The sequence below is a fragment of the Streptomyces sp. NRRL B-1140 genome (assembly GCF_001280065.1).
In the GTDB taxonomy this organism is placed as follows: Bacteria; Actinomycetota; Actinomycetes; order Streptomycetales; family Streptomycetaceae; genus Streptomyces.
Genome location: NZ_LGEA01000125.1, coordinates 16,982 through 40,604, shown reverse-complemented (window position 1 = coordinate 40,604; position 23,623 = coordinate 16,982). Strand labels below are relative to the sequence as shown.

Genomic DNA, 23,623 nt, shown 5'->3' with positions numbered 1-23,623 from the left:
GCCCCGTCCCCGGGAACACCCGATCGGCCCATGACGGCGCGCCGCCGCACTCCTCGGCGCCTAGCGTCGGATCGCGAGCCACCCATGGCCGGAAGGGAGGCGCTCCATGCGCCGTCGCACCGGTGTCGTGGGCGCGCTGTTCGCGATCGTCGCGATCGTGCCCATGGCCGACCCCGCTCATGCCCGGCAGGACCTGGACTGCCGTGACTTCGCTTTCCAGGAGGACGCGCAGGCCGTCTTCGACGCGGATCCGAGCGATCCCAACAGGCTGGACGAGGACCAGGGCGCCGACGACGGCGTCGCGTGCGAGGCGCTGTCCCACCGCGGGATCATCGACCCCACGAGGTCCCCCACCTCGCCCAGCCCCTCCGCGAGTCCTTCGGCCAGTCCCTCCACGCCCGTCACCATCGCGCCCACCAGCGCTCCGAGCCGGGGTGTGCGGGGCGGGCTGGGGGGTGCTGTCGCGTCGGGGCCGAGCGACTGGGACATCGCGATCGGACTGGCCTTCGCGGTGGGCGCCTCTGTCGCCGCCGGTCTCGTGGTCAGACGCCGCCGGCGCTGACGGGCGGGGACCCCTCACCTCACCAGCAGGTCCAGCAACCGTTCGGTCTCCGCCGCCGGGTCCGTGGTCAGGCCGGTGTGCACGGGGCCGGGCTGGACGATCGTGGAGCGGGGGGCGACGAGCCAGCGGAAGCGGCGGCCCGGGTCGTCGGAGGCCGCCTGCCCGGCCGCGCTCCCGCCCGCGCACAGGCCTTCCACGGCCCCCAGGGCGGCCCGGACCCCGGCCACGTCGGCCAGGGGGTCGAGGGCCAGCAGGCGGGTCTCGTCGAGGTGGGTGCGGGCACCGACGTAGGCCTCGGCGCGGCAGTACACCAGGACCCCGGCGTTGATGCACTCGCCGCGCTCCACGCGCGGGACGACGCGCAGGACGGCGTACTCGTAGACGTGGCGGTCCCGGGGGCCGCCCCTGATGATGTGCCGGTCGTTCACTTCAGCCCCTGGATGCGGTCGTGGATGACGGCGGCCCGTGCCAGCAGCGGGCGCGCGTAGGCCTGTCTGAGATCGTCCGGCGCGGCGAAGCCGGGTTCGTCCGTGAGCCAGGTGTCCGGGATCTGCGCGGTGACGTCGGCGAGCAGATCCTCGGTGACCAGAGGCGCCAACTCGGCGGCGGCGGAGGCGACATCGGGGGCGAAGGACGCCAGCGCGTGGTCGGAGGCGTCGTACGGGCGGGCGGCGGAGGCCTCCACGCCGGGCCAGTTGTGGTGCCAGATCATCGTCGCGCCGTGGTCGACGAGCCACAGCTCGCCGCGCCACCTCAGCAGGTTGGGGTTGCGCCATGACCGGTCGACGTTGTTGATCAGCGCGTCGAACCAGACCACACGGCCGGCCTCCTCGGGGCTCACCGGGAACGCGAGCGGGTCGAAGCCGAGCGCGCCGGAGAGGAAGTCCATGCCGAGGTTGGTGCCGCCGCTGGACCGGAGCAGGCTCTGCACCTGCTCCTCCGGTTCGCCCAGTCCCAGGTCCGGGTCGAGCGCGACGGTGACCAGACGCGGCATCCGCAGCCCCAGCCGCCGGGCGAGTTCCCCGCAGACCACTTCGGCGACGAGTGTCTTGCGCCCCTGTCCCGCGCCGGTGAACTTCAGGACGTAGGTGCCGAAGTCGTCCGCCTCGACCAGACCCGGCAGCGAACCGCCCTCGCGCAGGGGCGCGATGAAACGGGTCGCGATCACTTCCTTGAGCATCGCCCCAGGTTACTGACGCATCCGGCGGCTGTGCCGACGGCCTCGCGGCGGCGGGCCGGAACCCGACAGCAAGCCGACAGCTCCGCTTTACCCGTGTCCTTGCCCGAACGGGTCAGGATTTCCGCAGGGTCTGAACAGCCGGTCCCCAGGGGCCGTACCTCTCCGCAGATCACGAATTCCCCCGGAAGGAACGTCAGCATGACCAGCGAATCCGTTCAGCCGATGTCGGGACCGAGCCGCCGTACCGTCGTGGCGGCGGTCGGCGCGGCGGGACTCACCGTGGCGCTGACGGCGTGCGGTTCGGAGGACAAGGCGTCCGACCCGTCCACCGAACAGAGCGCCGGCGGTGGCGGCGCGACGAACGAAGGGGGCGGCTCGTCCGCCGGGGCGGGAGCCGGTGGTGCGGCGCTCGCGAAGACCGCCGACATCCCCGAGGGCAGCGGCAAGATCTTCAAGGACGAGAAGGTCGTCGTCTCGCAGCCGGCCGCGGGCGACTACAAGGCCTTCTCGACGATCTGCACCCACCAGAAGTGTCCGATGGTGGACCTCAAGGACGACATCATCTCCTGCGCCTGTCACGGCAGTCAGTTCTCCGTGCTGGACGGCAGCGTGAAGAAGGGACCGGCGGTCGAGCCGCTGGAGGCGAAGCAGATCAGTGTGAAGGGCGACTCCATCACGCTGGCCTGACGCCCCGCGCACGCTCCAGGCAGGCCAGTACCTCGTCCGTGGTCGCGACCGTGGCGACCAGAGCGAGGGTGTGGCGGATCATCGCGGGGGTGTAGTCGGCGGGCACTCCCGCGATGGCGTCCGCCGGGACGACGACGGTGTAGCCGAGGTTCACGGCGTCGAACACGGCGTTGGGCACGGCCACGTTGGCCGAGACGCCGGTGACGATCAGCGTGCGGCAGCCGAGGTTGCGCAGCAGCGGATCGACGTCGGTGCCCTGCAGAGGCGACAGCCCGTGCAGCCGCCGGACGACGAGGTCCTCCTCGAAGACCTCGATCGGAGCGGCCACCCGCACCGCCGGCGTGCCGCTCAGTTGCTGGACGGGCAGCCGTGCGGCGGCGCGGAAGAGGCGGGCGTTGCGGCTGGCGCCGCGGCCGTCGGGCCTGCGCTCGGCGACGGCGTGGACGACCTGGACGCCGCCGTCGTGGGCGGCCGACACCAGACGGGCGACGTTGGCGAGGGCGCCGCCGGCGCGGGCCTGTTCGGCGAGTTCGGGCAGGGCGCTGTCCGTCCCGACGACGCCTTCCTGGCACTCGACGGTGAGCAGCACGGTGGTGCGCGGTTCGAGGAGTTCACTGAGCGCTGCGTACGAGGGCACGGGTTTCCCCCTGTCACCGGCGGCCGGGCGGGCGAGCGTAGCCACCATTGCGCACGGACGGAAGAGCACTCATCCTTTTCTGACGTGATGTCAGAGGATCTCCTCTGACACGACGTGGGAGAAAGAGGGGGAGCATGACCATCACGCAGCAGCGCAGGGGCCGGAAGATCATGATGACGCCGGGCGAGCTGGACGCGTTTCTGACCACCCAGCGCACCTGCCGGGTCGCCACGGTGTCGGCCGGCGGGGCGCCGCACGTGAGCACGCTGTGGTTCGCCTGGGACGGCACCTCGATGTGGCTGTACTCGGTCGTGCGCAGCAAGCGCTGGACCGACCTGCGGCGCGATCCGCGGGTGGCGATCGTGGTCGACACCGGCGAGGAGTACGACGAGCTGCGCGGCGCCGAGCTGTCGGGCACCGTCGAGTTCGTGGGAGAGATACCCCGCACGGGGGAGCTGCGCGCCGAACTCGACGTCCCCGAGATGCTGTTCGCACGGAAGAACTTCCGCCTGGAGGAGATGCCGCACGACGGCCGGCACGCCTGGATCCGGCTGACTCCCGAGAAGATCGTCTCCTGGGACTTCCGCAAGCTGTCCGGGCAGTAGCCCCTCCGGAGCGTCAGCCGACCCTCTCCCCCGCCGCCCGCAGGGCCTTCACCGCCGCGCGGATCGACGGACGCCGGTCCGCGTCCGCGCGCCACACGACGTACACGTGCCGGCGGACCCGCTGCCGGAGGGGGACGGTCACGACGCCGGAGGGCACGGGGTGACGGCCGAGCAGGGGGGCGATGCACACTCCGAGGCCCGCGGCGACCAGGGCGAGCTGCGTGTGGGTCTCGGCGGCGCGATGGCCGACGATCGGCTCGACGCCCTTGGAGCGGAGGGTGAACATCAGCCACTCGTGGCAGAACTCGCCGTCGCCCCAGGTGATCCACTCGTCATCGGCGAACTCGCCGAGATCGACCTCCTCGCGCCCGGCGAGCCGGTGGTCCGCCCGCAGGGCGACCTCGGCCGGGTCGTCCAGGATCGACGCCTTGACCAGGCCGTCGGGCAACGCCATCGGCTTGTTGTACCAGTCGAGCACCACGGCGAGATCGAGGTCGCCGCGCACGACTCCGGCGATGCCGCGCTCCGGTTCCAGCTCGCAGGAGCGCAGCCGGAGCGCGGGGTGCTGCTCGCGCAGTGCGGCCAGCGCGTGCGGGAACAGCCCTCGCGCGGCCGTCGGGAACGCCGACAGCCGCAGCTCGCCGACGACCTGCCCGCGCTGCGCCTCCAGATCGGACTGGGCGAGTTCCACCTGGGACAGGATGCGCGCGGCGTGCTCGGCGAGCAGCCGGCCCGCGTCGGTCAGCCGCACGCCCCGGCCGTTCCTGGCGAGGAGCCGCTGACCGACTTCCCGCTCCAGTTTGGACAGCTGCTGCGAGACGGCGGACGTCGTGATGTGCAGGCCCTCGGCCGCGCCGCTCACCGAGCCGTGCCGGGCCAGGGCGTCGAGGGTGCGCAGGCGCTCCAGGTTCAACATGTAAGCAATGCTACGCAGTACCGGGTGCGAATTCTCGATTGTGCTACGAGGTTCCGGCGGCGCATCGTTGGCTGCCATGAGCACCGTGACCACCCCGGCCGGCCACGCCGCCACCGCCCCGGCCGCACCGCCCCGCCGCCTTCTCGACTGGCGCCTGCGGTTCGCCGCCCTGTCCCTGATCTGGGGCTTCAGCTTCCTCCTCATCAAAGTGGGCACCGCGACCTACGCGCCGTTCCAGGTGACGCTCGGGCGTCTGGCGTTCGGCACCGCGGTGCTGGCCGCCGCGATGGCGATACGACGCGAGCGGCTGCCGCGCGGGACGCGCGTGTGGGGGCACCTGACGGTCGCCGCCTTCCTGCTCAACGCCCTGCCGTTCTCGCTCTTCGCGTACGCGGAGCTGACCATCCCGTCCGCCCTCGCGGGCATCTGCAACGCGACCTCGCCGCTGTGGGGCATGGCACTGTCCCTGGTCGCCCTGTCGGAGGACCGCCCGACCCGGGTGCGGGTCGCGGGCCTCGGACTGGGCTTCCTCGGGGTGCTCACGGTGCTGGGTGCCTGGCAGGGCTTCCAGGGCCTGGACGCCACCGGCACGGCACTGGCCCTGCTGGGCTCCCTCAGCTACCCGATCGGCTGGATCTACGTACGCCGCACCCTCGCCGGTACCGGCCACTCGCACCTGTCGATGACCGGCGCGCAGCTGCTGCTCGCGACAGCCCAGCTGGCCGTCGTCACGCCGCTGTTCACGACCCTGCCGACCCGCCTGTCCGTCGGGCCGCTGTTGGCGGTCGCCGCCCTGGGCGCCCTGGGCACGGGCCTCGCGGTGCTCCTCCAGTACGGCCTGGTCGCCGAGGTCGGCCCGACGACCGCCCAGATGGTCACGTACTTCATCCCGGTCATCGCCACGGCCGCGGGCGTGGCACTGCTCGGCGAGGGGCTCACCTGGTCGACGCCGGTCGGGGCCGTGATCGTACTGGCCGGGGCGGCACTCACCCAGATCCGGCCGAAGGCCGGTGCGGGACCTCGGCAGTAGCCGACGGCTCGGCAGAAGCCCCGGCCGGCGCCCGGCCACCCGGCCCGGCGTCTCAGTCGTAGCTGCGCGCCGGGGCGGGCCGCAGGGCCGAGGCGATCGCGTCGGCCAGCCTCTCGATCTCTCCGTCGACGAGGGTCGAGACGGTGACCCGGACGCCGGGCGGCGCGCTCAGCCGGAAGCGGGCGCCTGGGGCCACGGCCCAGCCCGCGTGCAGCAGACGGGCGACGGCGCCGGTCTCGTCCGGCACCGGCACCCAGACGTTCATGCCGCTGCGCCCGCAGGCCGCGAGACCACGCCGTTCGAGTGCCTTGATCAGCGCGTCCCGCCGCCGCCCGTACGACGCCGCCACCTCGGCCGTGTCCACCGCCCCCTCGGCCCACAGCCGGACCAGGGCCCGCTGCATCAGCCGGCTCACCCAGCCGGGTCCGAGCCGGTGTCGTCCGCGGACCCGGTCGACGGTGACGGCGTCCCCGGTGAGCAGGGCGAGCCGCAGATCCGGGCCGTAGGCCTTGGCGGCCGAGCGCACGAACGCCCAGTGCCGGGTGACTCCGGCCAGCGGGTGCAGGGGCACGTCGACGATGCCGTGGCCGTGGTCGTCCTCGATCAGCAGGGTCTCCGGATATGCCCGGAGCACCGCTTTCAGCGCACGCGCGCGTGCGGAACCCACCGCCGCGCCGGTCGGGTTCTGTGCCCGGTCCGTGACGATCAGGGCCCGCGCCCCGTCCTCCAGCGCCCGGCGCACGTCCTGCGCGCACGGCCCCTCGTCGTCGACGCCGACGGGCACGGTCCGCAGCCCGAGCGCGGGCACCAGGTCGAGGGTGCGGCCCCAGCCGGGGTCCTCGACGGCGACGGTGTCACCAGGCTTGAGATGGGCCGCCAGTACCCGTTCGACGCCGTCGAGGGCACCGGAGACCACGGCGAGCGGCCCGTCCGGCACGCCGTCGGCGTCGAGTCCGGCCCGTGCGATCCGGGCCAGCTCCGGTTCGACGGGGGTGTCGCCGTACAGCACGGGCGCCCGGTCCCCCTCGGCGGCGGCCGCCGCGAACGCGCCCGCGAGCGGCGGCAGCAGCGCGGGGTCCGGATTGCCCTGCGCGAGGTCCCGCACCCCCTCGGGGACGTCCACCCGGAAGTGCTCCCGCCCGGTCGTGGCCGGTGCGGGACGCACCCGGCTGCCGCGCCGCCCCGCCGTCTCGATGACCCCGCGTTCGCGCAGCGTCCGGTACGCGGCCGCGACCGTGTTGGGATTCACCCCCAGCTCATCCGCCAACTGCCGCATGGGAGGCAGCAGTTGGCCCGGCTGCAACTCACCGGCTCCCACCGCGCGCTCGATGCTCGCGGAAATGTCCGCTGCGCGACGCCCACTGATCCGATACTCTCCTAGCACAAAGCCAATTATGCACTAGTGCAATGGAGAGCGCCATGCAGGGGACCGCGCAGACGCCGTCGCAGCCCGACACCGCCTACACCCCGACCGACCGCACCGTCCCCACCCGCTCCCCGGGCCGGGCCTCGTACGACAAGGACCTGGTGCACTCGATACTCGACGAGGCCTACGTCTGCCACCTCGGGTTCGTCCGCGACGGGGCGCCCGTCGTGCTGCCCACCCTGTACGCCCGGGTCGGCGAACGGCTGTACGTGCACGGCTCGACGGGCTCGCGTCCGCTGCGGGCGGCCGGTCAGGCCGGCCCCGGCCTCCCGGTCTGCCTGACGGTCACCCACGTGGACGGCCTGGTCCTGGCCCGCTCGGCCTTCCACCACTCGATCAACTACCGCTCCGTGGTGGTGCACGGCACCGCCCATGACGTGACGGACCCCGAGGAGAAGCTGCGGGCCCTGGACGCGCTGGTCGACCACGTCGTGCCCGGCCGCTCCGCGGACTCGCGCCCCGCCGACAAGAAGGAACTGGCCGCCACGGCCGTGATCCGTCTGGACCTGGACGAGGTCTCGGCGAAGCTGCGCACCGGCGGCGTGAACGACGAACCGGAGGACCTCGCCCTCCCCCACTGGGCGGGCGTAGTCCCCGTGCGGCGCACCTACGGCACCCCGCTCCCCGACCCGGGCCTGGCCCCCGGCACCGAGCTGCCCGGTTACCTCACGGCGCTGTGATGCTGATCCACCCCTGGGACGCGCCCCGTGACGACAGCGAATGGCAACGGTGGCTGGCCGGCCACGACTTCGGCCAGCTCGCGGTCAACGGCCCGCCGGGCGAACCGCCCCACGTCCAGCCCCTGCACTTCGCCTACGACGCCGGGCGCCGCGAGGTCGTCACCCACCTCGCCCGCCCCAACCCGCTGTGGCCCGCGCTGGAGGCCGCCCCGGACGTCCTGCTGAGCGTGGTCGACGACTACGTGTTCGTACCCGGCCCGTGGCAGGCCGCCCCGGACGCCCCGCCCGAGCACGGCACTCCGACGAGCTTCTACGCGGCCGTCCAGCTGCGCTGCCGCGCCCATGTCGTGGACGACCCGGCGCAGAAGGCCGCGCTGCTCAACCGCCAGGTCGATCACTTCCAGCCGGGTGGCGGCTCCGCACGGGCGGCGGCGGGCGAGGCCCCCTACGGCAGAATGCTCGCCGGCATCCGCGGCCTGCGCCTGGAGGTGACGGACGTGCGGGCGAAGTTCAAGTACGCGAACCACCGACCGGCCGAGGTCCGGGAACGGATCGCCGCGGGTCTCGCGGCCCGCGGCGGCCCGGGCGACTCCAGGGCGCGCGACCACCTCCTGCGCAGACGGGAGGCACAGGCCGCGGGTCCCCGCCTCACATCGCCATGACCGGCTCCTCCCTCCTGTGCGCGCCCCGGGCCTCCCCCAGCACCAGGCCCGCCACCGAGCCCAGCATCAGCAGGGTCCCGGCCAAAGTCGCCGCCGTGAGGTGCTCGCCGAGGAGGAGGACGGCGAGCACCGCCGCGCTCACCGGTTCGAGCAGCATGATCACCGAGACGGTGGCGGACCGTACGACGGCCGCGCCCGCGAAGTAGAGGCCGTAGGCGAGCGCCGTGGGGACGGCGGCGACGTAGAGCAACAGGAGCAGGAGCCGGCCGGGGTCCTCGGTGTGCGGCAGCAGTCCCTCGGCGAGGGCGAACGGCAACAGGCACAGGCTCGTGACGGCGAAGGCACCGGCGGTCGTCCGGGTGGCGTCACCTGCGCCGTCGCGGCCCCACCGGCGGGTGAGCAGGGTCATCGCGCTGTACCCGGCCGCGGACAGCAGGGCGAGCAGCACACCCGCCAGGCGTACGGCGGTGCCGCCGCCCCCGAGGACGAGGACCGCGAGCCCGGCGAGGGCGCCCAGGACGGCCACGGCGCCGCCCCGGCCCAGTCGCTCGGCCAGGGTCAGCCGTGCCCCGAGCGCGATGAGGACGGGTCCGGCGCCCAGTGTGACGACGGTCGCCACCGCCAGGCCGGTGGCGGAGACGGCCGCGAAGTACGCCGTCTGGAAGACGGCGAGCCCGAGGCCGGTGACCCCGGCCCGCACCGCCCGGCGGCCGAGCGGCTGCCGCACGGGATCCTGGGCGCGCGGCCGCAGCAGGCGCACCGCGAGCAACAGCACGAGGCCGGCGGCGCAGCGCCAGAAGGACAGGGCGACGGGCCCCATGTCGCTGACCCGGTAGACCAGGGAGGCGGCCGCGCCCGCGGTGCCCCAGGCGACGCCTGCGACGATCAGACAGAGGAGGCCTCGCCCGACGGGCAGGCCGGAGGCGGTGTTCGACATGTGTTCTCTCCGCAGACGCGCACGGCGTGCCGCGCCCGCGTCGGGCGGCGGCCGGGTGCGCGGAAGTTCGGGAAGGGCCCCGGATCAGTCGTGATCAGCGGGGTCCGCGGACTTCGTCTGCGGGCAGCACCGTTCTGCGCGCCGGCGCGTCGCCGGGCGCGGTTTCCGGAGGGCCCGCCTCAGGCGGCCGGAGGCGGAAGAACGAGTGCGTTCGAAGGCATGATCGACACCTTAGGCGCTGGTCCCGCGCCGGGACAATTCCCTTTCCGGGCCACCGCTCGCCACCGGCTGCCCGGATCCTTTCGAGGGCGTCGAGGACTGCGCGATGAACGCGCCCACCAGCACGATCGCCCCACCCGCGATCTGCGGCGCCGAGAGGTGCTCGCCGAGCAGGACCCAGGCCAGGACGGTGGCGATGACCGCCTCGAGACAGGCCACGACCCCGGCGACCTGCGGGGAGAGCCGGCGCACGGAGACCACACCGGTGACGTAGGCGACGACCGTGGCGACCAGGACGATCCACGCCAGCAGCACGCCGGCGGCGACGGGCCTGCCGTCCATGCTCGCGGTGCCCCCGAGCACCGACCAGTCCATGGTCCAGGGCCGGGCGACGACGGTCAGCACCGCGGCGCCGACGAGCAGCCCGTAGGCGATGACGCCGAGCGGGTCGGGGGCCTCTTCCCCGGCGTCGCTGCCCTGGTCGGACAGGACGAAGTAGCCGACCTGGCAGCAGGCCGCGCCGAGCGCGAGCAGCAAGCCCGGCACGTCGAACCCGAGGCCCGACCACACCTCCACGACACAGGCGAGCCCGCCGACCGCGAGCACGACGCCGACGGCCGCGGCGCGCGTCACGGGCCGCTTCTGCACGAACCGCACCCAGCCCAGCACCAGCGCGGGCGCCAGGTACTCGATGAGCAGCGCCACCCCGACGGGGATCCGGGAGAGCGCCGCGAAGTAGCAGGCCTGGACACCGGCGACGGCCAGCAGACCGAACCCGGCGAGCAGCCCGGGGCGCCTGCGCAGCAGCGCGCGGTGCCGCACGGCCAGGGGCAGCATGACCAGGGCCGCCCCGGCCACCCGCAGCCACACCACGTGCAGCGGGTCCAGGCCTGCCTCGATCAACGGCTTGGCCGCGACACCGGATCCGCCGAAGGCCACCGCGGACAGGAGGGCGAGTCCGAGCCCCACGCCCCTGCCGCGCCCGCTCACGCTGCTGTCAGTGGTACACACCGGCACATGATGACAGGCCACGACAGGAGCGTCATCCCCTATGACACCTGTCTCACAGCCCGGACGGGACGACCGGCCCCGTGCCGTCCCGCTCAGCCGGCGGCTTCGCCGCACTCCTCGGTGGTGCCGGGCCGGCCGTCAAGCCGGGTCAGGACCTCACGCGGGTCGACGCCGGCCCGTCCGAGCACCTCGACCGCGCGCGCCTGCGGGTCGGCGACGATCGCCGCGAGCAGATCCGTGCCACGAGCCGGTTCGCCGCGCTCGGCGGCACGCTCGCAGGCGTGGTCCATGCAGGCGGCTGCGAGCGGGGAGAAACCCGCCGTTCCCGTCACCACGGGGACGGCGCCGGAGTCCTCGACTCCGCTCTGCCAGCGCAGGCCGTACCCGATGCTGCGCTGGACGAGATAGCCGAGCAGGCGCGCGATCCGCGGTCCTTCGACGAAGGCGGCACGCGCCGCGGGGTCGGACTCCAGCAGCGAGTGGAGCAGATGGGCGGTGTCGATCTGCCGGTCCCCGTCCCGGACGGCCCTGCGCCGGGCGCCACCGACCACCGACGCCAGCTCGTCACTGAGCCTGGCATCGTTGTCCACGCGCTGAATGCCGTGCTCGTGGGCCGACTGCCGGGGGTTGCGGGATTGCACATCCCCCAGCCCACCAGCCTCCCGGGCCCGCGTCATCCACGGTACGAAGCATTCTCGCGTCCCACGGAAAGTGGACTCCGCCGGCCGCATCTCCTCCTTGCGGAGGAGATCAGGCGGATTCGGGTGGAGACCCGGCCTGGCTGACAGTTCGTCAGTATTGAACATTGCGACCGCCGCCGCTACGGTCCGCGACACCAGCCCGAATCGAGAGGTGGTCGCATGGCCGAAGTCAGCGCGGAGGCCCGCATCGGGGCGCCGGCCGGCACGGTGTGGGCGAAGCTCACCGACTGGTCCGCGTACGGCGATTGGAACGCGACCCACACGAGCTTCCCGCAGGGCGGCCCGGAACCCCTCGAAGTGGGCGCGACGTTCCAGGAGAACATGCGGCTGATGAACTTCCCGGCCGAGGTGGCATGGACCGTGGAGGAACTGGAACCCGCGCGGGTGCTCGCCATCCGCGGCAAGGGACCGATGGCGGTGACGGTCGCGACGCGCTACACCCTCACACCCGACGGCAACGCCACGACGGTTCGCATCGACGGCGAGTTCACGGGCGCGACGGTGTCCCTGATGGCGGGCAAGCTCAAGGACTCGGCGACCACCGCCCTGCACGAGTCGTTGCGCAAGCTGGACGGGCTGGTGACCTGACACCCCGGCACGCCGAAGCGCCCCCGGACCACACCGGGGGCGCTCCTCATCCGCCGCGGCTTTCTTCCGCCGGGCGGCTCAGTCCTCGTCGGCGAGGATGAGATACAGCTTCTTACGGGCCTCGTTGACGACCCCGAGGGCCTTCTCCCGCTGCTCCTTGCTGCCGGTCTTCCAGACCTGGCCGAAGGCCTCCATCAGACCGAAGCCGGCCTGGCGGATCTCGCCGAGAGCCTCCCAGTCGACCCCGCGGGAGGCTTCCTCCCAGGGAGCCTCGGGCCCCTCCTCGGCGGCCTCACGGCCCGCCTCGGTGAGCGAGAACAGCTTCTTGCCGCCCTCGGAGGCACTGGTGATCAGCCCCTCGTCCTCCAGCAGCTGAAGGGTGGGGTACACCGAGCCGGGGCTGGGCTTCCACGCCCCGCCGCTGCGCTCGGCGATCTCCTGGATCATCTCGTAGCCGTGCATCGGGCGGTCCTTCAGCAGGGCCAGGATCGAGGCGCGTACGTCGCCGCGCCGCGCCCTTCCCCTGGGCCCTCCGCGCCCTCGGCCGCCCCAAGGGCCCGGACCGAAGCCCGGCCCTCCGGGCCCGCCCCAGCCGGGACCGCCCGGGCCGCCGCCTGGGCCGAAGGGACCGAAGGCCGCACGCAGTCCTTCAAAACCGCCCCGCCCGCGGTGCGGGCCGCCGTGGTGTCCATGTCCACGCTCGAATCCGTGGGTACGCATCGCAACCACTCTCCATTCCATCGTTGATCTGTCGCGATGCTTCAACGATATATCGGCAACACTCGAACGACAAGGCCCTCTCCCCGGTTGTCCACCGGCGGAAGTCGGGCCAGCGTTTGTGAATTGGCCTTGGTCCGCTGCTTCGTGGGCGCCCTAGCGTCAGGTGCATGCGGATCCGAATCGTCGACGCCTTCACCGATCGCCCCTTCTCCGGCAACCCGGCCGGGGTCCTGCTCCTGCCCGGCGCGGACGCCTTCCCGGACGACACCTGGCTGCAGCACGTCGCCCTGGAGGTCAACCACGCCGAGACGGCGTTCGCGCACCCGCTCCCGGAGGGCTCCGAGGCGGACTGGGCGCTGCGCTGGTTCACTCCGGCCACCGAGGTCGCGATGTGCGGCCACGCCACCCTCGCCACCGCCCACATCCTGCACACCACCGGCGCCCACTCGGGGCCGGTGCGGTTCGCCACCCGCAGCGGCGTCCTGGTCGCCACGCCCGCGGCGGACGGTTCCGTCACCCTGGACTTCCCGACGGCGCCGCTCACCCGGATGGACCCGCCGCCCGGCGGCCTCGCCGAGGCGCTGGGCGCGGAGGTGCTCACGGTCCACGACACCGGCCCGAACGTCGGCGACCTGCTCGTCGAGGTCGCCGACGAGAAGACGGTGCGCACTCTCACCCCGGACCTGGCGGCCCTCGCCGTCCACTCCGAGCGCGGTGTGATCGCGACCGCCCTCGCCGACGACCCCGGCGCCGGGCACGACTTCGTCTCGCGCTGCTTCTTCCCGAACGTGGGCATCGACGAGGACCCGGTGACCGGCAGCGCCCACACGGCACTCGCCCCGTTCTGGTCCAAGCGCCTGGGCCGCTCCCGCCTCACCGGTCTCCAGGCCTCACCCCGGTCCGGCCTGGTCCGTACCGAGCTGCGCGACGACCGCACCCTGCTGACGGGCACGGCGGTCACCGTCATCGAGGGCGAGCTGCTGGCCTGAGACGGGCGAAGGGGCGTACGACGGTGTCGTACGCCCCTTCGCCCGCTGATTCACGCCGTCGGCAGCCAGCCCACCTTGCCCGCCAGCAGCGCGTAGCCGACGAACGCCCCGATGTCGAGCAGCGAGTGGGCCACCACCAGCGGGCCGACGCGCCCCCAGCGGCGGTAGAGGTACACGAAGACGACGCCCATCACCATGTTCCCGACGAAGCCGCCGACGCCCTGGTAGAGGTGGTAGGACCCGCGCAGAACCGCGCTGCCGGCCAGCGCGGCGGTCGGCGTCCAGCCCAGCTGGCCCATGCGGCGCAGCAGGTAACCGACGACGATCACTTCCTCCAGCACGGCGTTCTGGATCGCCGAGAGGATCAGCACCGGGTACTTCCACCACACCGCAGGGAGTGCCTCGGGCACCACGGTGAGGTTGAAGCCGAGGCCGCGGGCCGCCAGGTAGAAGGCGATGCCGGTACTGCCGATGACCGCGGCGATCGCCGCGCCACGGCCGAGGTCGGGCCAGGGGCGGGTGCGGTCGAAGCCGATCGTGCGCAGGCTCGCCCCCTCGCGGAGCAGGAAATGCGCGACGAGAGCGACGGGAACGAGCGCCGTGGTGATCCCGAAGAGCTGCCAGGCGAGGTCGAGCCAGGGCCGGCCGGGCGCGGCCGAGGCGTTCATCGTGGCCGCCTGGTCCTTGAGGCCGCCCGGCTTGGTGACCGACCCGATGAAGCTGATCAGCGCCGACAGCCCACTGGCGCCCAGCGACAGCGCGAGGACCAGCAGCGTCTCGTTGCGGAGCATCCGCCGTGAGAGCCCCTGCTGGGGAATGGAATCGCCGACCGGGCTCGACTCCGCCTGCACACCCGCCTCCACTTCACCGACCTGTCGGGTCAGTATGGCGGCAGCGGGGTGTCCCCCCTGAGGCGGCCGCGGTACACGGGCCGGCCGGCCGGGGCCGGAGACAGCGGCTCGCTGCCTCGTGGCCCAGCGCCACCGGCTCGCGACCTCAGCCCAGCGACACCGGCTCCGGCAGTCCCACCGGCCAGCTGTGCACCGGCTCGCCCTTGTGCATCAGCTCGCGGTAGCGCCGGGTCGTGGCGGCCAGCGCGTCCTCCCGGGACAGGCCCGCGTCCAGTGCCTTGTGGAAGGTGGCGGCCTGCCAGCTCGCCCCGTTCACCCGGCGCCGGCAGCGCTCCTCGATCACACCCAGGTACAGATCGCGGTCGGCCGGCTCGACACCCCAGGCGTCCAGCCCGGCCTCTGCGAGCGGCAGCAGTTCGTCGCGGATCAGGCTCACCGCGTCGACCTGGGCCGTGCCGCTGTAGCGGCCACGCCGGGGCCAGGTGAAGCGGGCGTCGATGCCGTCCTTGCACGCCGCGTCGAAGTTCGCGGCGGCCGCCTCGAAGGGCATCCGGGACCACACCGGCCGGGACTCCTCCGCCAGCGCCCGGACGACGCCGTAGAAGAAGGCCGCGTTGGCGACGACGTCGATGACGGTGGGCCCGGCCGGCAGGACACGGTTCTCCACGCGCAGATGCGGGACGCCGTCGGCGATGCCGTAGACCGGGCGGTTCCAGCGGTAGATGGTGCCGTTGTGCAGGACGAGTTCGGCGAGCGAGGGCGTGCCGCCCTGGTCGAGCACCTCGAGCGGGTCCTCGTCGTCGCAGATCGGCAGGAGGGCCGGGTAGTAGCGCAGGTTCTCCTCGAAGAGGTCGTACGCGGAGGTGATCCAGCGCTCCCCGAACCAGGTGCGCGGCCGGACGCCCTGGGCCTGGAGCTCGGGCGGGCGGGTGTCGGTGGACTGCTGGAACAGCGGGGGCCGCGACTCGCGCCACAGTTCGCGCCCGAAGAGGAAGGGCGAATTGGCGCCGACGGCGATCTGCGCGGCGGCGACCGCCTGGGCCGCGTTCCACACGTCGGCGAAGCGGCCCGGGGTGACCTGCAGATGCAGCTGCACGGAGGTGCAGGCGGCTTCCGGGGCGATGGACTTCGAGGTGCAGCTCAGATGCTCCACGCCGTTGATGTCGAGGGTGAACTCCTCGCCGCGGGCGGCCACGATCTGGTCGTTGAGGAGGGTGTACCGGTCGACGTCGGAGAGGTTCGACGACACCAGGTCGTCACGGTCCAGAGTCGGCAGGATACCGATCATCACGATTCCCGCGTCGACCTCGCCGGCTTTCCGGTCGGCATATGCCAGCGACGTGCGGAGTTCCTCCGCCAGGCGGTCGAATACCCGGCCACCCAGACGGTGTGGAGGGATGTTCACTTCCAGATTGAACATGGCGAGTTCTGTTTGGAAATCACGACTCGCGATGCGTTCGAGGACTTGCCCGTTCAACATTTTCGGCAGGCCGTCGGAGCCTGCGAGATTCAATTCGATCTCGAGCCCCATGAGGTTCTTGGGGCGATCGAACCGCTTCTCCGCCAGGAGTCGCTCCAAGCCCGTCAGGCACTGACGCAGCTTGTCGCGGTAGCGCTGGCGATCGGACAGGTCGAACCGCCCTGCCACCACCTTCTCCCCCATCGAAGCGTCCCTCCTTGGATGATGCGGGCCGGGGACCGGCCGTCGGGGCCCCGGTCAGGTGGAGGATGCCCAGCGAAAGCGATCGATAACGTCCCGGGCGGCCCCGGCGACCGCTACCCTGGGCCCATGTGACCGGTGGCACATTCACTCGGCATGACGCACTGGACAGCTTTCGGGCCTCGGCAACTCGTAAAAAACGCCGACGAGAACGGGCCGACCGGTTCGCGGACATTCACCGAGGTCACCGTTGTGCACCCCCGCACGGAATCGGGATTTTTCTCGCATATCGCCGACCGAATGTACCCTTGTTCTACTCACCGGAAACGGCTAGGCGAAACACAGTGCGAACCCGTGTCGTATAAACTCCGCGAAGAAGGCAGAAGGCCGGCGCCCACGGTCGATGGGTCCTGCCGTCGCGGCGACGCGGACCCCACCCCCTCTCGTTCTCCTGACCCCGGCCCCTGCCGCTCTGACCCCGTGAGCAGACAGCGCCGTCCGCCCCCGCCCTCGCGCCACCGTGCCTTTGAATGAGAGGCGACCCACCATGCCGCTGCATGTCCCTCCGGCTCCCGCGCCCGCACTCCGCTCCGTCCTCACCGCCCTCTCCTCTCCGACCGCGGTCCGCGAAGCCCGCACGCCCTCCCTGCTCGGCACCCAGGGACCCGCCACACCCGAACTGCCCCTGCCCGTGCACGTCCTCGACCACGTCACGGCCGAGGGCGTCTCCGCGACCCGGCTGGCCGGGTGGCGCTTCCTGATCCGCTGCGGCGACCACGCCGTGGCCGCCGCGGAGACCATGCTGACCGCCGACGGCTGGGCCTTCTCCCACTTCTTCGAGGGCCCGTACATCACCTCCACCGAGCGCGCCCTGCGTCAGGCCGAGACCATGCAGCAGCCGTACCAGCCCCGCCTGCTGTCGGTGCCCGGCCTGTACATGCTGACGCTCTGGCTGCACGAGGACTGCTCCGCTGACGGTGCCACCGGCCACCCCGCCGCCACCGACCTGCTCGTCCCGCTGGCGCCGGCGCCTCCCGGCATCGCGGCCCACCGCCCGCACCGCGTCTCCGAACTCCTTCCGGTGCTGACCCATCGAGTGGCTCCCACCAGACTTCTCGGATCACCCGCCTGAGCACCGCACGGCTCCCCGCACCCCGTCGCCGGATTTCGGCGGCGGGGTCGTCCTTTTACCGCCGATCGGCCATCGGCCGCTCGCACGATCGCTTTATCGCTCACACGATCGCTCGTACGAGCGATGAGTAGCTCGTGCGAGACGGAACGGTGGTCGCCCCGGAATGACTAGCCCTATCCGGCCACCGCGAACCACCCGAAGGGACAGCCCAGTTGGGATGAACCGTCCGCGCGGGTGACGCGTCCTGAACCTGTGAGAAGTGGTGCCGCGAAATCCCTGCGGATTCACGGCCGTGGGGCAACACTGGGTTCCGACGACTTATCACAACGGGGGGCGGCCATGAACGACACTTCTAGCCGCGGAACAGACACGACAGCCCACTCGGACACGTCCATGCCATCGTCCGTCTCGACACAGCGAAAGATCCCACCCATGTGCCAGCACCAGACCCAGTGCCCCTCAGCAGAATCCGCCGACCGGGAATCCGCCCGTCTCGTGGCGCACCACCCGGAGCAGGGATGGAGCCTGCTGTGCAACGGCGTGGTGCTCTTCGAGGACACCGGCGAACTCCTGCCGGACGGCAGTGCCATCGCCCCGCATCGTCCGCTGGCCGGGCAGGTGATGACGGCCGCCTGAGGCCGTCTGAGGGGCGATGCCCCGTTGCACGACATGAGGGGTCGGTGCGCAGGACGTCCTGCACACCGACCCCACGCATGTCCATGGTCACTGATCGTCACCTCCCGCGACGTGGCGTTCGCCGCGCGCACGGCTTCCCACGGACACGCCCTTTCCGGAAGACTCCTGGACGTTTCGCGATGACCCGTCGACGGAGGTGGGCTGGTGGGGTCAGGTGGGGCCGGCACCGGAGACAAGGTCACGATCTCGGAGATCGCCCGGCAGGCCGGCGTGTCCGTACCGACCGTGTCCCGGGTCGTCAACGGCCGGTCCGACGTGTCTCCGCAAACCCGGGCCCGGGTCGAGGACCTGCTGATCCGGCACGGTTACCGCAAGCGTCCCGCGGCACCGGGCACCCGCGCCGCCCTGCTCGACCTGGTCTTCGACGACCTGGAAAGCCCCTGGGCCGTGGAGATCATCCGCGGGGTCGAGGAGGTCGCCCACGCCGCCGGGGTGGGCACGGTGGTGTCGGCCGTCCACGGACGTTCCGGCGACGCCCGCGCGTGGATGCGCAACCTGAGGGCCCGCGCCTCCGACGGGGTCGTCCTCGTGACGTCCGCCCTGGAGCCGACGCTCCACGAGGAGCTGCGGATCCTCGGTGTGCCCCTGGTGGTCGTCGACCCGGCTGGCTCCCCGGCCCTCGACGCTCCCACGATCGGCGCGGCGAACCGGGCGGGCGGCCTCGCGGCCACCGAGCATCTGCTGTCTCTCGGCCACCGCCGGATCGGCCTGATCGCCGGACCGCCCCGCCTGCTGTGCTCCCGGGCCCGGCTGGACGGCTACCGCGCGGCCCTGGAAGGCTCCGGCCTCCCGGTGGACGCCTCCCTCGTCGTCCCCGGCGACTTCCGCCCCGAGTCCGGTTTCACCGCCTGCGACACCCTGCTCGACCTGCCCGAGCCGCCGACCGCCCTGTTCGCGGCAAGCGACCGGATGGCACTCGGCGCGATCGAGGCACTGCGCCGGCGTGGTCTGCGGGTGCCGCAGGACATGAGCGTGGTCGGATTCGACGACCTTCCGGAGGTGCGCTGGTCGGCGCCGCCCCTGACGACGGTCCGCCGGCCCCTGGCCGACATGGGCAGACTGGCCGTGCGTACGGTGCTCCGCCTGACCCGTGACGAGCAGCCGGACTCACCGCGGGTGGAGCTGGGCACAGAGCTGATGCTTCGGGCGAGCACGGCGCCGTTGGCCTGACCCCGCAACGAGGAACGGCGCCCCACCACCCCCTGTCCGGTGGGGCGCCGCCCGGCCCCGCTACCGCCCGCCGAGCGCCTCACGCAGCGCGAAATACGCGGGCTTGCGCCGCAGTTCCTCGTCCCACGGCAGGGCCGCGCCCTCGCCCGGGAAGAAGGCGGGGATCCACGAGTACTTGTCGGTGTAGTCCCACAGGGTGATGCCCACGCAGCGGCGGACCGCCAGGCACGCCTCGGTCAGGTCGGCGTACCACTCGGCCTGCTGCGCCAGCTTCTCCTCGGTCGCGGGCAGTTGCATCCGTATGTCGACCTCGGTGAGCGCGGTGTCGAGGCCGAGCCGGGAGAAGCGGCGGAGGTTGTCCTCCAGGGTGGCCGGATAGCCGTACTGCAGGGCCAGGTGGGCCTGGAGGCCGATGCCGTGCAGTGGGACGCCCGCCGCCTTGAGCTCCTTGGCCAGCCGGTAATAGGCGTCGCTCTTCGGGCCGACGCCCTCGATGTTGTAGTCGTTGAGGTACAGCTTCACGCGCGGATCGGCCTGGTGGGCCCAGCGCAGCGCGTCGGCGATGTAGCCGGGCCCGAGCGTCTTGTAGAAGACCGACTCCCGGTACGTACCGTCCTCGTTGAACGCCTCGTTGACGACGTCCCAGGCGAACACCTTGCCCCGGTAGTGCCGTACCTCTGTCTGGATGTGTTTCTTCAGTACGGCCCTCAGCTCGGGGGCCGTCCACTCCCGGTCCGTGAGCCATCCGGGCAGCTGGCTGTGCCAGACCAGGGTGTGGCCGCGCACCTTCTGGTGGTGGGCGCGGGCGAGATTCACGATCTCGTCGCCCGCCGAGAAGTCGAACACCCCCTGCTGGGGCTCGGTCGCGTACCACTTCATGCCGTTGCCGGGCGTGATCTGGTCGAACTCGCTGCCGAGCAGGGCCGTGTACGGCCCGTCCACGAGCTCGGGGTTGTCGGTGGCGCTGCCGAAGTAGCGGCCGTGCCGCTGCGCGAGGTCGGCGAGGGTGGGCTGCTGGTGGCCCGCCTGGGCGGGCGTGCCGGCACCGATGCCGGCGGCGACCAGGAGCGCGGCGACGGCGCCGACGAGTCTGAGACGGGTGGTGCGCATGGTGCGACTCCTCACGACGGGTGGGTGGGTAGAGCCGTACGTTCGCGGCGCGTGTCAGCCCTTGGTGGCGCCGGCGGTGAGGCCGCCCACGAGCTGGCGCTCGGCGACCGAGTAGAAGGCGAGGGCGGGGGCCATGGCCAGCACCAGGTAGGCGAAGACCTTGGCGTACTCCGCGGAGTACTGCCCCTGGAACTGCTGGACGCCGATCGGCAGGGTCCACCACTGCGCGTCGGTGAACACCAGCAGCGGCAGGAAGAAGTTGTTCCAGCTGGTGACGACGGCCAGCACGGAGACCGTGCCGAGTGCGGGCCGGGCCATGGGCAGCAGCACCCGCCAGAAGAAGCCGAACGAGCTGCAGCCGTCGAGGGTGGCCGCCTCCTCCAGCTCGCCGGGGATCTGCCGGAAGAAGCCCCGCAGGATGATGATCGTCATCGGCAGCCCGAAGGCGGCCTGCGGGAGGATGACGCCGAGCGGGTTGTCCAGCAGGTCCAGCGAGCGCAGCAGCAGGAACAGCGGCAGGGCAGCCACGGCGAACGGGAACATCAGCCCCATGGTGAAGAGGGTGAACAGCACCTCCCGGCCGCGGAAGGCGAACCGCGCGAAGGAGAAGGCCGACAGGGCGGAGACCGCGACGACCAGGACGGTCGTGCCGATCGCGATCAGCGTGCTGTTGCCGATCAGCCGCCAGAAGTCCCCCGAGCCGAGGATCTGGGTGTAGTTGGAGGTGACCCACGACTCGGGCAGGCCGACCGGGTTGCGGGAGAGTTCGTCGGTGGTCTTGAAGCCGGAGAGGGCGGCGTAGAGCAGGGGGACGGCCATGACCGCCCCGACGACGGCCAGGACGAGGTGCAGGCTCCAGGTCTTCCCGTGCGCGCGGGTTTTCTGACTGGCTGTCACTTTCCGTCACCCCGCATGGTGGTGGTGGCCCCTTCCAGGTCGCGCCGGAGGACGAACCGCTGGTAGGCGAGGGCGAAGACGAGGCTGATGCCGAACATGACCACGCTGATCGCGCTGGCGTAGCCGACCTGGTAGCGCTTGAAGCCGTACTGGAACATGGTCACGGCCATGGTCTCGGAGTGGTGGTCGGGGCCGCCCGCGGTGGTCACCCACACCAGGTCGAACAGCTGGATCGACCCGATGACCGCGAGGAAGACACTGATGCGCAGGGTGGGCGCGAGCAGCGGCAGCGTGACGTTGCGGAACCGCTGCCAGGCACCCGCCCCGTCGATGAGGGCCGCCTCGGTCAGCTCCCTGGGGACCGCCTGGAGCCCGGCCAGGTACAGCATCATGTGGAAGCCGAAGTACTTCCAGGTCATGACAAGGAAGACGGTCGCCATGACGGTGGACGGATCCGCGAACCACTCCCCGCCCAGCCCGTCGAGGCCGATCCTGCCGAGGACCTGGTCGGCGAAGCCGTCGTCCGGGGCGAAGATCATGCCGAAGAGGATGCCGGTGATGGCCTCCGACAGGACGTACGGGGCGAAGAACAGCATCCGGTAGACCGCCCGGCCTCGCATCCGCTGGTTGAGCAGGACGGCCATGGCGAGCGCGAACGGCAGCTGGAAGGCGAGCGACAGCACCACCAGGAGCAGGCAGCGCCACAGGTCGCCGAGGAAGACGTCGTCCTGGAAGAGGCGGGTGAAGTTCTCGCCGCCGATGTAGTCGGTGGGCATGCCGAAGCCGCCCCAGCGGAAGAACGCGGCGTACAGGGCGAACAGCATCGGCAGCAGCACGAGCCCCATGAACAGCACCAGGGCCGGGAGCTGGAAGCCGGCCGCGGTGAGCCAGTGCAGCGCGCGTCGCCGGGCCCGCCCGGTGGGCCGGGCCGCGGCCGGCGGCGGGGAACCGGCGCCGGGGCCGGTCCGTTTGTCCGGCAGGAACGTGGAGGTCATCGCCGGTTACTGCTCTTCCTTCGCGGTCTTCGTGATCGACTGCGCGACCTGCCCGGGCGACTTGGAGCCCGCGATGAGCGCGGCCACACTGTCGTTGACCTCCTGGCCGACGGCGGGCGCGTACGCCTGGTCGAGGTAGAGCTGGAAGCCGGTGGCGGCCTTCAGCTGCGCCTGGACGGCCTTGATGTTGGGGTCGGCGATGGCGCTCTCGGCCGCCGGGACCACGGGCAGGACACCGGTCTTCTTGACCAGTTCCAGGTCGGTGGCCTCGGACGCGAAGAACTTGAGGAAGTCGACGGCCTCCTGCGGGGCGCCCCTGCGCAGCGCGTGCCCGCCGCCTCCGCCGAACACCTCGGTGAGGGCGCCCTTGCCGCCCTCGACCGCGGGGAACGGGAAGAAGCCGAGGTCCTTGCCGAGGCCCTTGCCCGCGTCGGCCTGCACCGTGGGCGCCCACTGGCCCATGAGTTCCATGGCCGCCTTGCCGTTGCCGACGGCGGCGGCCTGGCCGGTGGGCGACGAGTAGGCGGCGCCGAGGAAGCCCTTCTGGAACGGCTGGAGGGCGACGAGTTCCTTCAGGTGCTCGCCGGCCTGAAGGAAGGGAGTGCCGGTGAAGTCCTTGTCGTCGTAGGCCTTCTGCAGCGCCTCGGCCCCGGCGGTGCGCATGGCGAGGTAGGCCCAGTAGTACATGCCTGGCCACTTCTCCTTGCCGGCCAGGGCCAGCGGCGTGATCTTGGCGGCCTTCAGCTTGCGCACGGCGTCGAGGAAGCCGTCCCAGGTGGTCGGCGGCTCGGCGATGCCGGCCTTCCGGAAGAGCGCCTTGTTGTACCAGAAGCCGATCATGCCGATGTCGAACGGGATGCCGTAGGCCTGGTCGTCGATCAGGTAAGGCTCCCGGGCGACCGGCAAAAGGGCGTCGCCCCACGGCTTGGTCCGGTCCGTGAGGTTCTCCACGAGCCCCGCGTCGACCTGCTGCTTCAGTACGCCACCGCCCCAGGTGTGGAAGATGTCGGGCAGCTTCCCGGAGGCGGTCAGGGCCGTCATCTTCGACTTGTAGGCGTCGTTCTCCAGCTGAACGATCTTTATCTTGACCTTGGGGTTCTGTGCCTCGAACTTCCGCGCGAGGGCGGCCCAGACGGTCTTGGACGGCTCGGTGGTGGAGATGTTCCACCATTCGATCGTGGTCGTCCCGGACGACCCCCCGTCCGAGTCCCCGCCGCATGCGGTCAGTGCCGTCATCCCCAGGCCGGCCGCGGCGGAGGCCGCCAGGAAACCGCGGCGGGACAGTGCGGGGTCGCCCATCATGCGCTCCTCGAGAGTGTCGAAAGTTTCGGATCAAAACCAGAAAGCTTCGCTGCTGCCGCACCCTAGAGACAGCGGATAAACGGTGGCAACCCCTTGTACGGGGTGAATCTCTCGGGAACACCGGGACTTGAAGCGGATGCGAAACATTCGGATTCGAAGACGAACGTTACGATGTGGTCCCCGACGTGATCACTCAGGGTGTCCGCCCGTGCGAAGGCGAGGGGCCGCCGCCCCTGCCCTCGGACGCGCGCTCAGCTCGT

26 protein-coding genes are annotated in these 23,623 nt (G+C 71.8%); 11 read left to right on the top strand and 15 right to left on the bottom strand.

Annotation, left to right across the window (positions count from 1 at the left end; genetic code table 11):
- Positions 1–106: 106 nt before the first annotated feature.
- Positions 107–562, top strand: coding sequence for a hypothetical protein (locus ADK65_RS38280; protein ID WP_053674160.1), 456 nt, complete (start codon positions 107–109; stop codon positions 560–562).
- Between the two features lie 14 nt (positions 563–576).
- Here ADK65_RS38280 and ADK65_RS30170 read toward each other — a convergent pair whose 3' ends face one another.
- Together ADK65_RS30170 and ADK65_RS30165 are read right to left on the bottom strand one after the other, a co-directional pair.
- Complete coding sequence (locus tag ADK65_RS30170) at positions 577–990, bottom strand: DUF3037 domain-containing protein (RefSeq protein ID WP_053674159.1); 414 nt, start codon at positions 988–990, stop codon at positions 577–579.
- Positions 987–1,742, bottom strand: coding sequence for a HipA family kinase (locus ADK65_RS30165; protein WP_053674158.1), 756 nt, complete (start codon positions 1,740–1,742; stop codon positions 987–989). Before ADK65_RS30165 ends, ADK65_RS30170 begins: the two co-directional genes overlap by 4 nt.
- 198 nt (positions 1,743–1,940) lie before the next feature.
- On the opposite strand from ADK65_RS30165, the gene ADK65_RS30160 reads away from it, so the two are divergent.
- Positions 1,941–2,429: a Rieske (2Fe-2S) protein gene (locus ADK65_RS30160; RefSeq protein ID WP_053674157.1), complete on the top strand. Its 489-nt coding sequence runs from the start codon at positions 1,941–1,943 to the stop codon at positions 2,427–2,429.
- On the opposite strand, the gene ADK65_RS30155 is transcribed toward ADK65_RS30160, so the two are convergent.
- Entirely contained in the window at positions 2,416–3,066 is a 651-nt protein-coding gene (locus ADK65_RS30155; protein WP_053674156.1) for a cysteine hydrolase, read from the bottom strand. The two genes, ADK65_RS30160 and ADK65_RS30155, sit on opposite strands and share 14 nt — an antisense overlap.
- 134 nt (positions 3,067–3,200) lie before the next feature.
- On the opposite strand from ADK65_RS30155, the gene ADK65_RS30150 reads away from it, so the two are divergent.
- Complete coding sequence (locus tag ADK65_RS30150; protein WP_053674155.1) at positions 3,201–3,671, top strand: pyridoxamine 5'-phosphate oxidase family protein; 471 nt, start codon at positions 3,201–3,203, stop codon at positions 3,669–3,671.
- Between the two features lie 13 nt (positions 3,672–3,684).
- Here ADK65_RS30150 and ADK65_RS30145 read toward each other — a convergent pair whose 3' ends face one another.
- Positions 3,685–4,587 (bottom strand): LysR family transcriptional regulator, encoded by a 903-nt coding sequence (locus ADK65_RS30145; protein WP_053674154.1) that lies wholly within the window; start codon positions 4,585–4,587, stop codon positions 3,685–3,687.
- 76 nt (positions 4,588–4,663) lie between these two features.
- Here ADK65_RS30145 and ADK65_RS30140 point away from each other — a divergent pair, with 76 nt between their 5' ends.
- On the top strand, positions 4,664–5,617 hold the full coding sequence (locus ADK65_RS30140) for a DMT family transporter (RefSeq protein WP_053674153.1): 954 nt from the start codon (positions 4,664–4,666) through the stop codon (positions 5,615–5,617).
- A gap of 52 nt (positions 5,618–5,669) precedes the next feature.
- Here the strand turns inward: ADK65_RS30140 and ADK65_RS30135 are convergent, their stop codons facing one another.
- Complete coding sequence (locus ADK65_RS30135) at positions 5,670–7,001, bottom strand: aminotransferase class I/II-fold pyridoxal phosphate-dependent enzyme (protein WP_078956220.1); 1,332 nt, start codon at positions 6,999–7,001, stop codon at positions 5,670–5,672.
- Positions 7,002–7,036: 35 nt separating this feature from the next.
- On the opposite strand from ADK65_RS30135, the gene ADK65_RS30130 reads away from it, so the two are divergent.
- Both ADK65_RS30130 and ADK65_RS30125 read left to right on the top strand, forming a co-directional pair.
- Positions 7,037–7,723: a pyridoxamine 5'-phosphate oxidase family protein gene (locus ADK65_RS30130; protein WP_053674151.1), complete on the top strand. Its 687-nt coding sequence runs from the start codon at positions 7,037–7,039 to the stop codon at positions 7,721–7,723.
- Entirely contained in the window at positions 7,723–8,385 is a 663-nt protein-coding gene (locus ADK65_RS30125; RefSeq protein ID WP_053674150.1) for an FMN-binding negative transcriptional regulator, read from the top strand. Before ADK65_RS30130 ends, ADK65_RS30125 begins: the two co-directional genes overlap by 1 nt.
- Here ADK65_RS30125 and ADK65_RS30120 read toward each other — a convergent pair.
- The 3 genes from ADK65_RS30120 to ADK65_RS30110 all read right to left on the bottom strand — a co-directional run bounded on the left by ADK65_RS30120 (position 8,372) and on the right by ADK65_RS30110 (position 11,193).
- Positions 8,372–9,322: a DMT family transporter gene (locus tag ADK65_RS30120; RefSeq protein WP_053674149.1), complete on the bottom strand. Its 951-nt coding sequence runs from the start codon at positions 9,320–9,322 to the stop codon at positions 8,372–8,374. The genes ADK65_RS30125 and ADK65_RS30120 overlap by 14 nt on opposite strands.
- A gap of 231 nt (positions 9,323–9,553) precedes the next feature.
- Entirely contained in the window at positions 9,554–10,558 is a 1,005-nt protein-coding gene (locus ADK65_RS30115; RefSeq protein ID WP_053674148.1) for an EamA family transporter, read from the bottom strand.
- Positions 10,559–10,644: 86 nt separating this feature from the next.
- Positions 10,645–11,193, bottom strand: a complete 549-nt coding sequence (locus ADK65_RS30110) for a Clp protease N-terminal domain-containing protein (RefSeq protein WP_053674147.1) — start codon at positions 11,191–11,193, stop codon at positions 10,645–10,647.
- A 219-nt stretch (positions 11,194–11,412) separates the two neighbouring features.
- On the opposite strand from ADK65_RS30110, the gene ADK65_RS30105 reads away from it, so the two are divergent.
- Positions 11,413–11,841 carry an SRPBCC family protein gene (locus ADK65_RS30105; protein ID WP_053674146.1) on the top strand — a complete coding sequence of 143 codons (429 nt, stop codon included), beginning with the start codon at positions 11,413–11,415 and terminating at the stop codon, positions 11,839–11,841.
- Between the two features lie 78 nt (positions 11,842–11,919).
- Here the strand turns inward: ADK65_RS30105 and ADK65_RS37585 are convergent, their stop codons facing one another.
- Positions 11,920–12,561 carry a PadR family transcriptional regulator gene (locus tag ADK65_RS37585; protein ID WP_078956218.1) on the bottom strand — a complete coding sequence of 214 codons (642 nt, stop codon included), beginning with the start codon at positions 12,559–12,561 and terminating at the stop codon, positions 11,920–11,922.
- A 167-nt stretch (positions 12,562–12,728) separates the two neighbouring features.
- Here ADK65_RS37585 and ADK65_RS30095 point away from each other — a divergent pair, with 167 nt between their 5' ends.
- Positions 12,729–13,550 carry a PhzF family phenazine biosynthesis protein gene (locus ADK65_RS30095; protein ID WP_053674144.1) on the top strand — a complete coding sequence of 274 codons (822 nt, stop codon included), beginning with the start codon at positions 12,729–12,731 and terminating at the stop codon, positions 13,548–13,550.
- Between the two features lie 50 nt (positions 13,551–13,600).
- Here the strand turns inward: ADK65_RS30095 and ADK65_RS30090 are convergent, their stop codons facing one another.
- A complete protein-coding gene (locus ADK65_RS30090) occupies positions 13,601–14,401 on the bottom strand; it encodes a CPBP family intramembrane glutamic endopeptidase (protein ID WP_053674143.1) in 801 nt (266 codons plus the stop codon).
- Between the two features lie 145 nt (positions 14,402–14,546).
- A complete protein-coding gene (locus tag ADK65_RS30085) occupies positions 14,547–16,064 on the bottom strand; it encodes a glutamate-cysteine ligase family protein (RefSeq protein WP_053674142.1) in 1,518 nt (505 codons plus the stop codon).
- Between the two features lie 544 nt (positions 16,065–16,608).
- Between ADK65_RS30085 and ADK65_RS30080 the strand changes: the two genes are divergently transcribed.
- The 3 genes from ADK65_RS30080 to ADK65_RS30070 all read left to right on the top strand — a co-directional run bounded on the left by ADK65_RS30080 (position 16,609) and on the right by ADK65_RS30070 (position 19,059).
- Entirely contained in the window at positions 16,609–17,193 is a 585-nt protein-coding gene (locus ADK65_RS30080) for a hypothetical protein (RefSeq protein WP_053674141.1), read from the top strand.
- Between the two features lie 432 nt (positions 17,194–17,625).
- Positions 17,626–17,829: a DUF5999 family protein gene (locus ADK65_RS30075; RefSeq protein WP_053674140.1), complete on the top strand. Its 204-nt coding sequence runs from the start codon at positions 17,626–17,628 to the stop codon at positions 17,827–17,829.
- 204 nt (positions 17,830–18,033) lie between these two features.
- The gene (locus ADK65_RS30070) at positions 18,034–19,059 is read left to right on the top strand and encodes a LacI family DNA-binding transcriptional regulator (protein WP_053674139.1); all 1,026 of its coding nucleotides are present in this window, start codon (positions 18,034–18,036) and stop codon (positions 19,057–19,059) included.
- A 60-nt stretch (positions 19,060–19,119) separates the two neighbouring features.
- On the opposite strand, the gene ADK65_RS30065 is transcribed toward ADK65_RS30070, so the two are convergent.
- The 4 genes from ADK65_RS30065 to ADK65_RS30050 all read right to left on the bottom strand — a co-directional run bounded on the left by ADK65_RS30065 (position 19,120) and on the right by ADK65_RS30050 (position 23,360).
- Positions 19,120–20,169 carry an endo-1,4-beta-xylanase gene (locus ADK65_RS30065; protein ID WP_053674138.1) on the bottom strand — a complete coding sequence of 350 codons (1,050 nt, stop codon included), beginning with the start codon at positions 20,167–20,169 and terminating at the stop codon, positions 19,120–19,122.
- Between the two features lie 54 nt (positions 20,170–20,223).
- Positions 20,224–20,988, bottom strand: coding sequence for a carbohydrate ABC transporter permease (locus tag ADK65_RS30060; protein ID WP_234353012.1), 765 nt, complete (start codon positions 20,986–20,988; stop codon positions 20,224–20,226).
- A gap of 74 nt (positions 20,989–21,062) precedes the next feature.
- Positions 21,063–22,061 (bottom strand): carbohydrate ABC transporter permease, encoded by a 999-nt coding sequence (locus ADK65_RS30055; RefSeq protein WP_053674136.1) that lies wholly within the window; start codon positions 22,059–22,061, stop codon positions 21,063–21,065.
- A gap of 6 nt (positions 22,062–22,067) precedes the next feature.
- Entirely contained in the window at positions 22,068–23,360 is a 1,293-nt protein-coding gene (locus tag ADK65_RS30050; RefSeq protein ID WP_053674346.1) for an extracellular solute-binding protein, read from the bottom strand.
- Positions 23,361–23,623 lie beyond the last annotated feature (263 nt).

Excerpts from the sequence above, each read along its gene's own strand:
- ADK65_RS30145 (WP_053674154.1), bottom strand. The coding sequence starts at position 4,587 with ATGTTGAACCTGGAGCGCCTGCGCACCCTCGACGCCCTGGCCCGGCAC.
- ADK65_RS30055 (WP_053674136.1), bottom strand. The coding sequence starts at position 22,061 with ATGACCTCCACGTTCCTGCCGGACAAACGGACCGGCCCCGGCGCCGGT.
- ADK65_RS30150 (WP_053674155.1), top strand. The coding sequence starts at position 3,201 with ATGACCATCACGCAGCAGCGCAGGGGCCGGAAGATCATGATGACGCCG.
- ADK65_RS30080 (WP_053674141.1), top strand. The coding sequence starts at position 16,609 with ATGCCGCTGCATGTCCCTCCGGCTCCCGCGCCCGCACTCCGCTCCGTC.
- ADK65_RS37585 (WP_078956218.1), bottom strand. The coding sequence starts at position 12,561 with ATGCGTACCCACGGATTCGAGCGTGGACATGGACACCACGGCGGCCCG.
- ADK65_RS30060 (WP_234353012.1), bottom strand. The coding sequence starts at position 20,988 with ATGGCCGTCCCCCTGCTCTACGCCGCCCTCTCCGGCTTCAAGACCACC.
- ADK65_RS30065 (WP_053674138.1), bottom strand. The coding sequence starts at position 20,169 with ATGCGCACCACCCGTCTCAGACTCGTCGGCGCCGTCGCCGCGCTCCTG.
- ADK65_RS38280 (WP_053674160.1), top strand. The coding sequence starts at position 107 with ATGCGCCGTCGCACCGGTGTCGTGGGCGCGCTGTTCGCGATCGTCGCG.
- ADK65_RS30075 (WP_053674140.1), top strand. The coding sequence starts at position 17,626 with ATGTGCCAGCACCAGACCCAGTGCCCCTCAGCAGAATCCGCCGACCGG.
- ADK65_RS30120 (WP_053674149.1), bottom strand. The coding sequence starts at position 9,322 with ATGTCGAACACCGCCTCCGGCCTGCCCGTCGGGCGAGGCCTCCTCTGT.
- ADK65_RS30165 (WP_053674158.1), bottom strand. The coding sequence starts at position 1,742 with ATGCTCAAGGAAGTGATCGCGACCCGTTTCATCGCGCCCCTGCGCGAG.
- ADK65_RS30125 (WP_053674150.1), top strand. The coding sequence starts at position 7,723 with ATGCTGATCCACCCCTGGGACGCGCCCCGTGACGACAGCGAATGGCAA.
- ADK65_RS30130 (WP_053674151.1), top strand. The coding sequence starts at position 7,037 with ATGCAGGGGACCGCGCAGACGCCGTCGCAGCCCGACACCGCCTACACC.
- ADK65_RS30095 (WP_053674144.1), top strand. The coding sequence starts at position 12,729 with ATGCGGATCCGAATCGTCGACGCCTTCACCGATCGCCCCTTCTCCGGC.
- ADK65_RS30085 (WP_053674142.1), bottom strand. The coding sequence starts at position 16,064 with ATGGGGGAGAAGGTGGTGGCAGGGCGGTTCGACCTGTCCGATCGCCAG.
- ADK65_RS30050 (WP_053674346.1), bottom strand. The coding sequence starts at position 23,360 with ATGGGCGACCCCGCACTGTCCCGCCGCGGTTTCCTGGCGGCCTCCGCC.
- ADK65_RS30105 (WP_053674146.1), top strand. The coding sequence starts at position 11,413 with ATGGCCGAAGTCAGCGCGGAGGCCCGCATCGGGGCGCCGGCCGGCACG.
- ADK65_RS30160 (WP_053674157.1), top strand. The coding sequence starts at position 1,941 with ATGACCAGCGAATCCGTTCAGCCGATGTCGGGACCGAGCCGCCGTACC.
- ADK65_RS30140 (WP_053674153.1), top strand. The coding sequence starts at position 4,664 with ATGAGCACCGTGACCACCCCGGCCGGCCACGCCGCCACCGCCCCGGCC.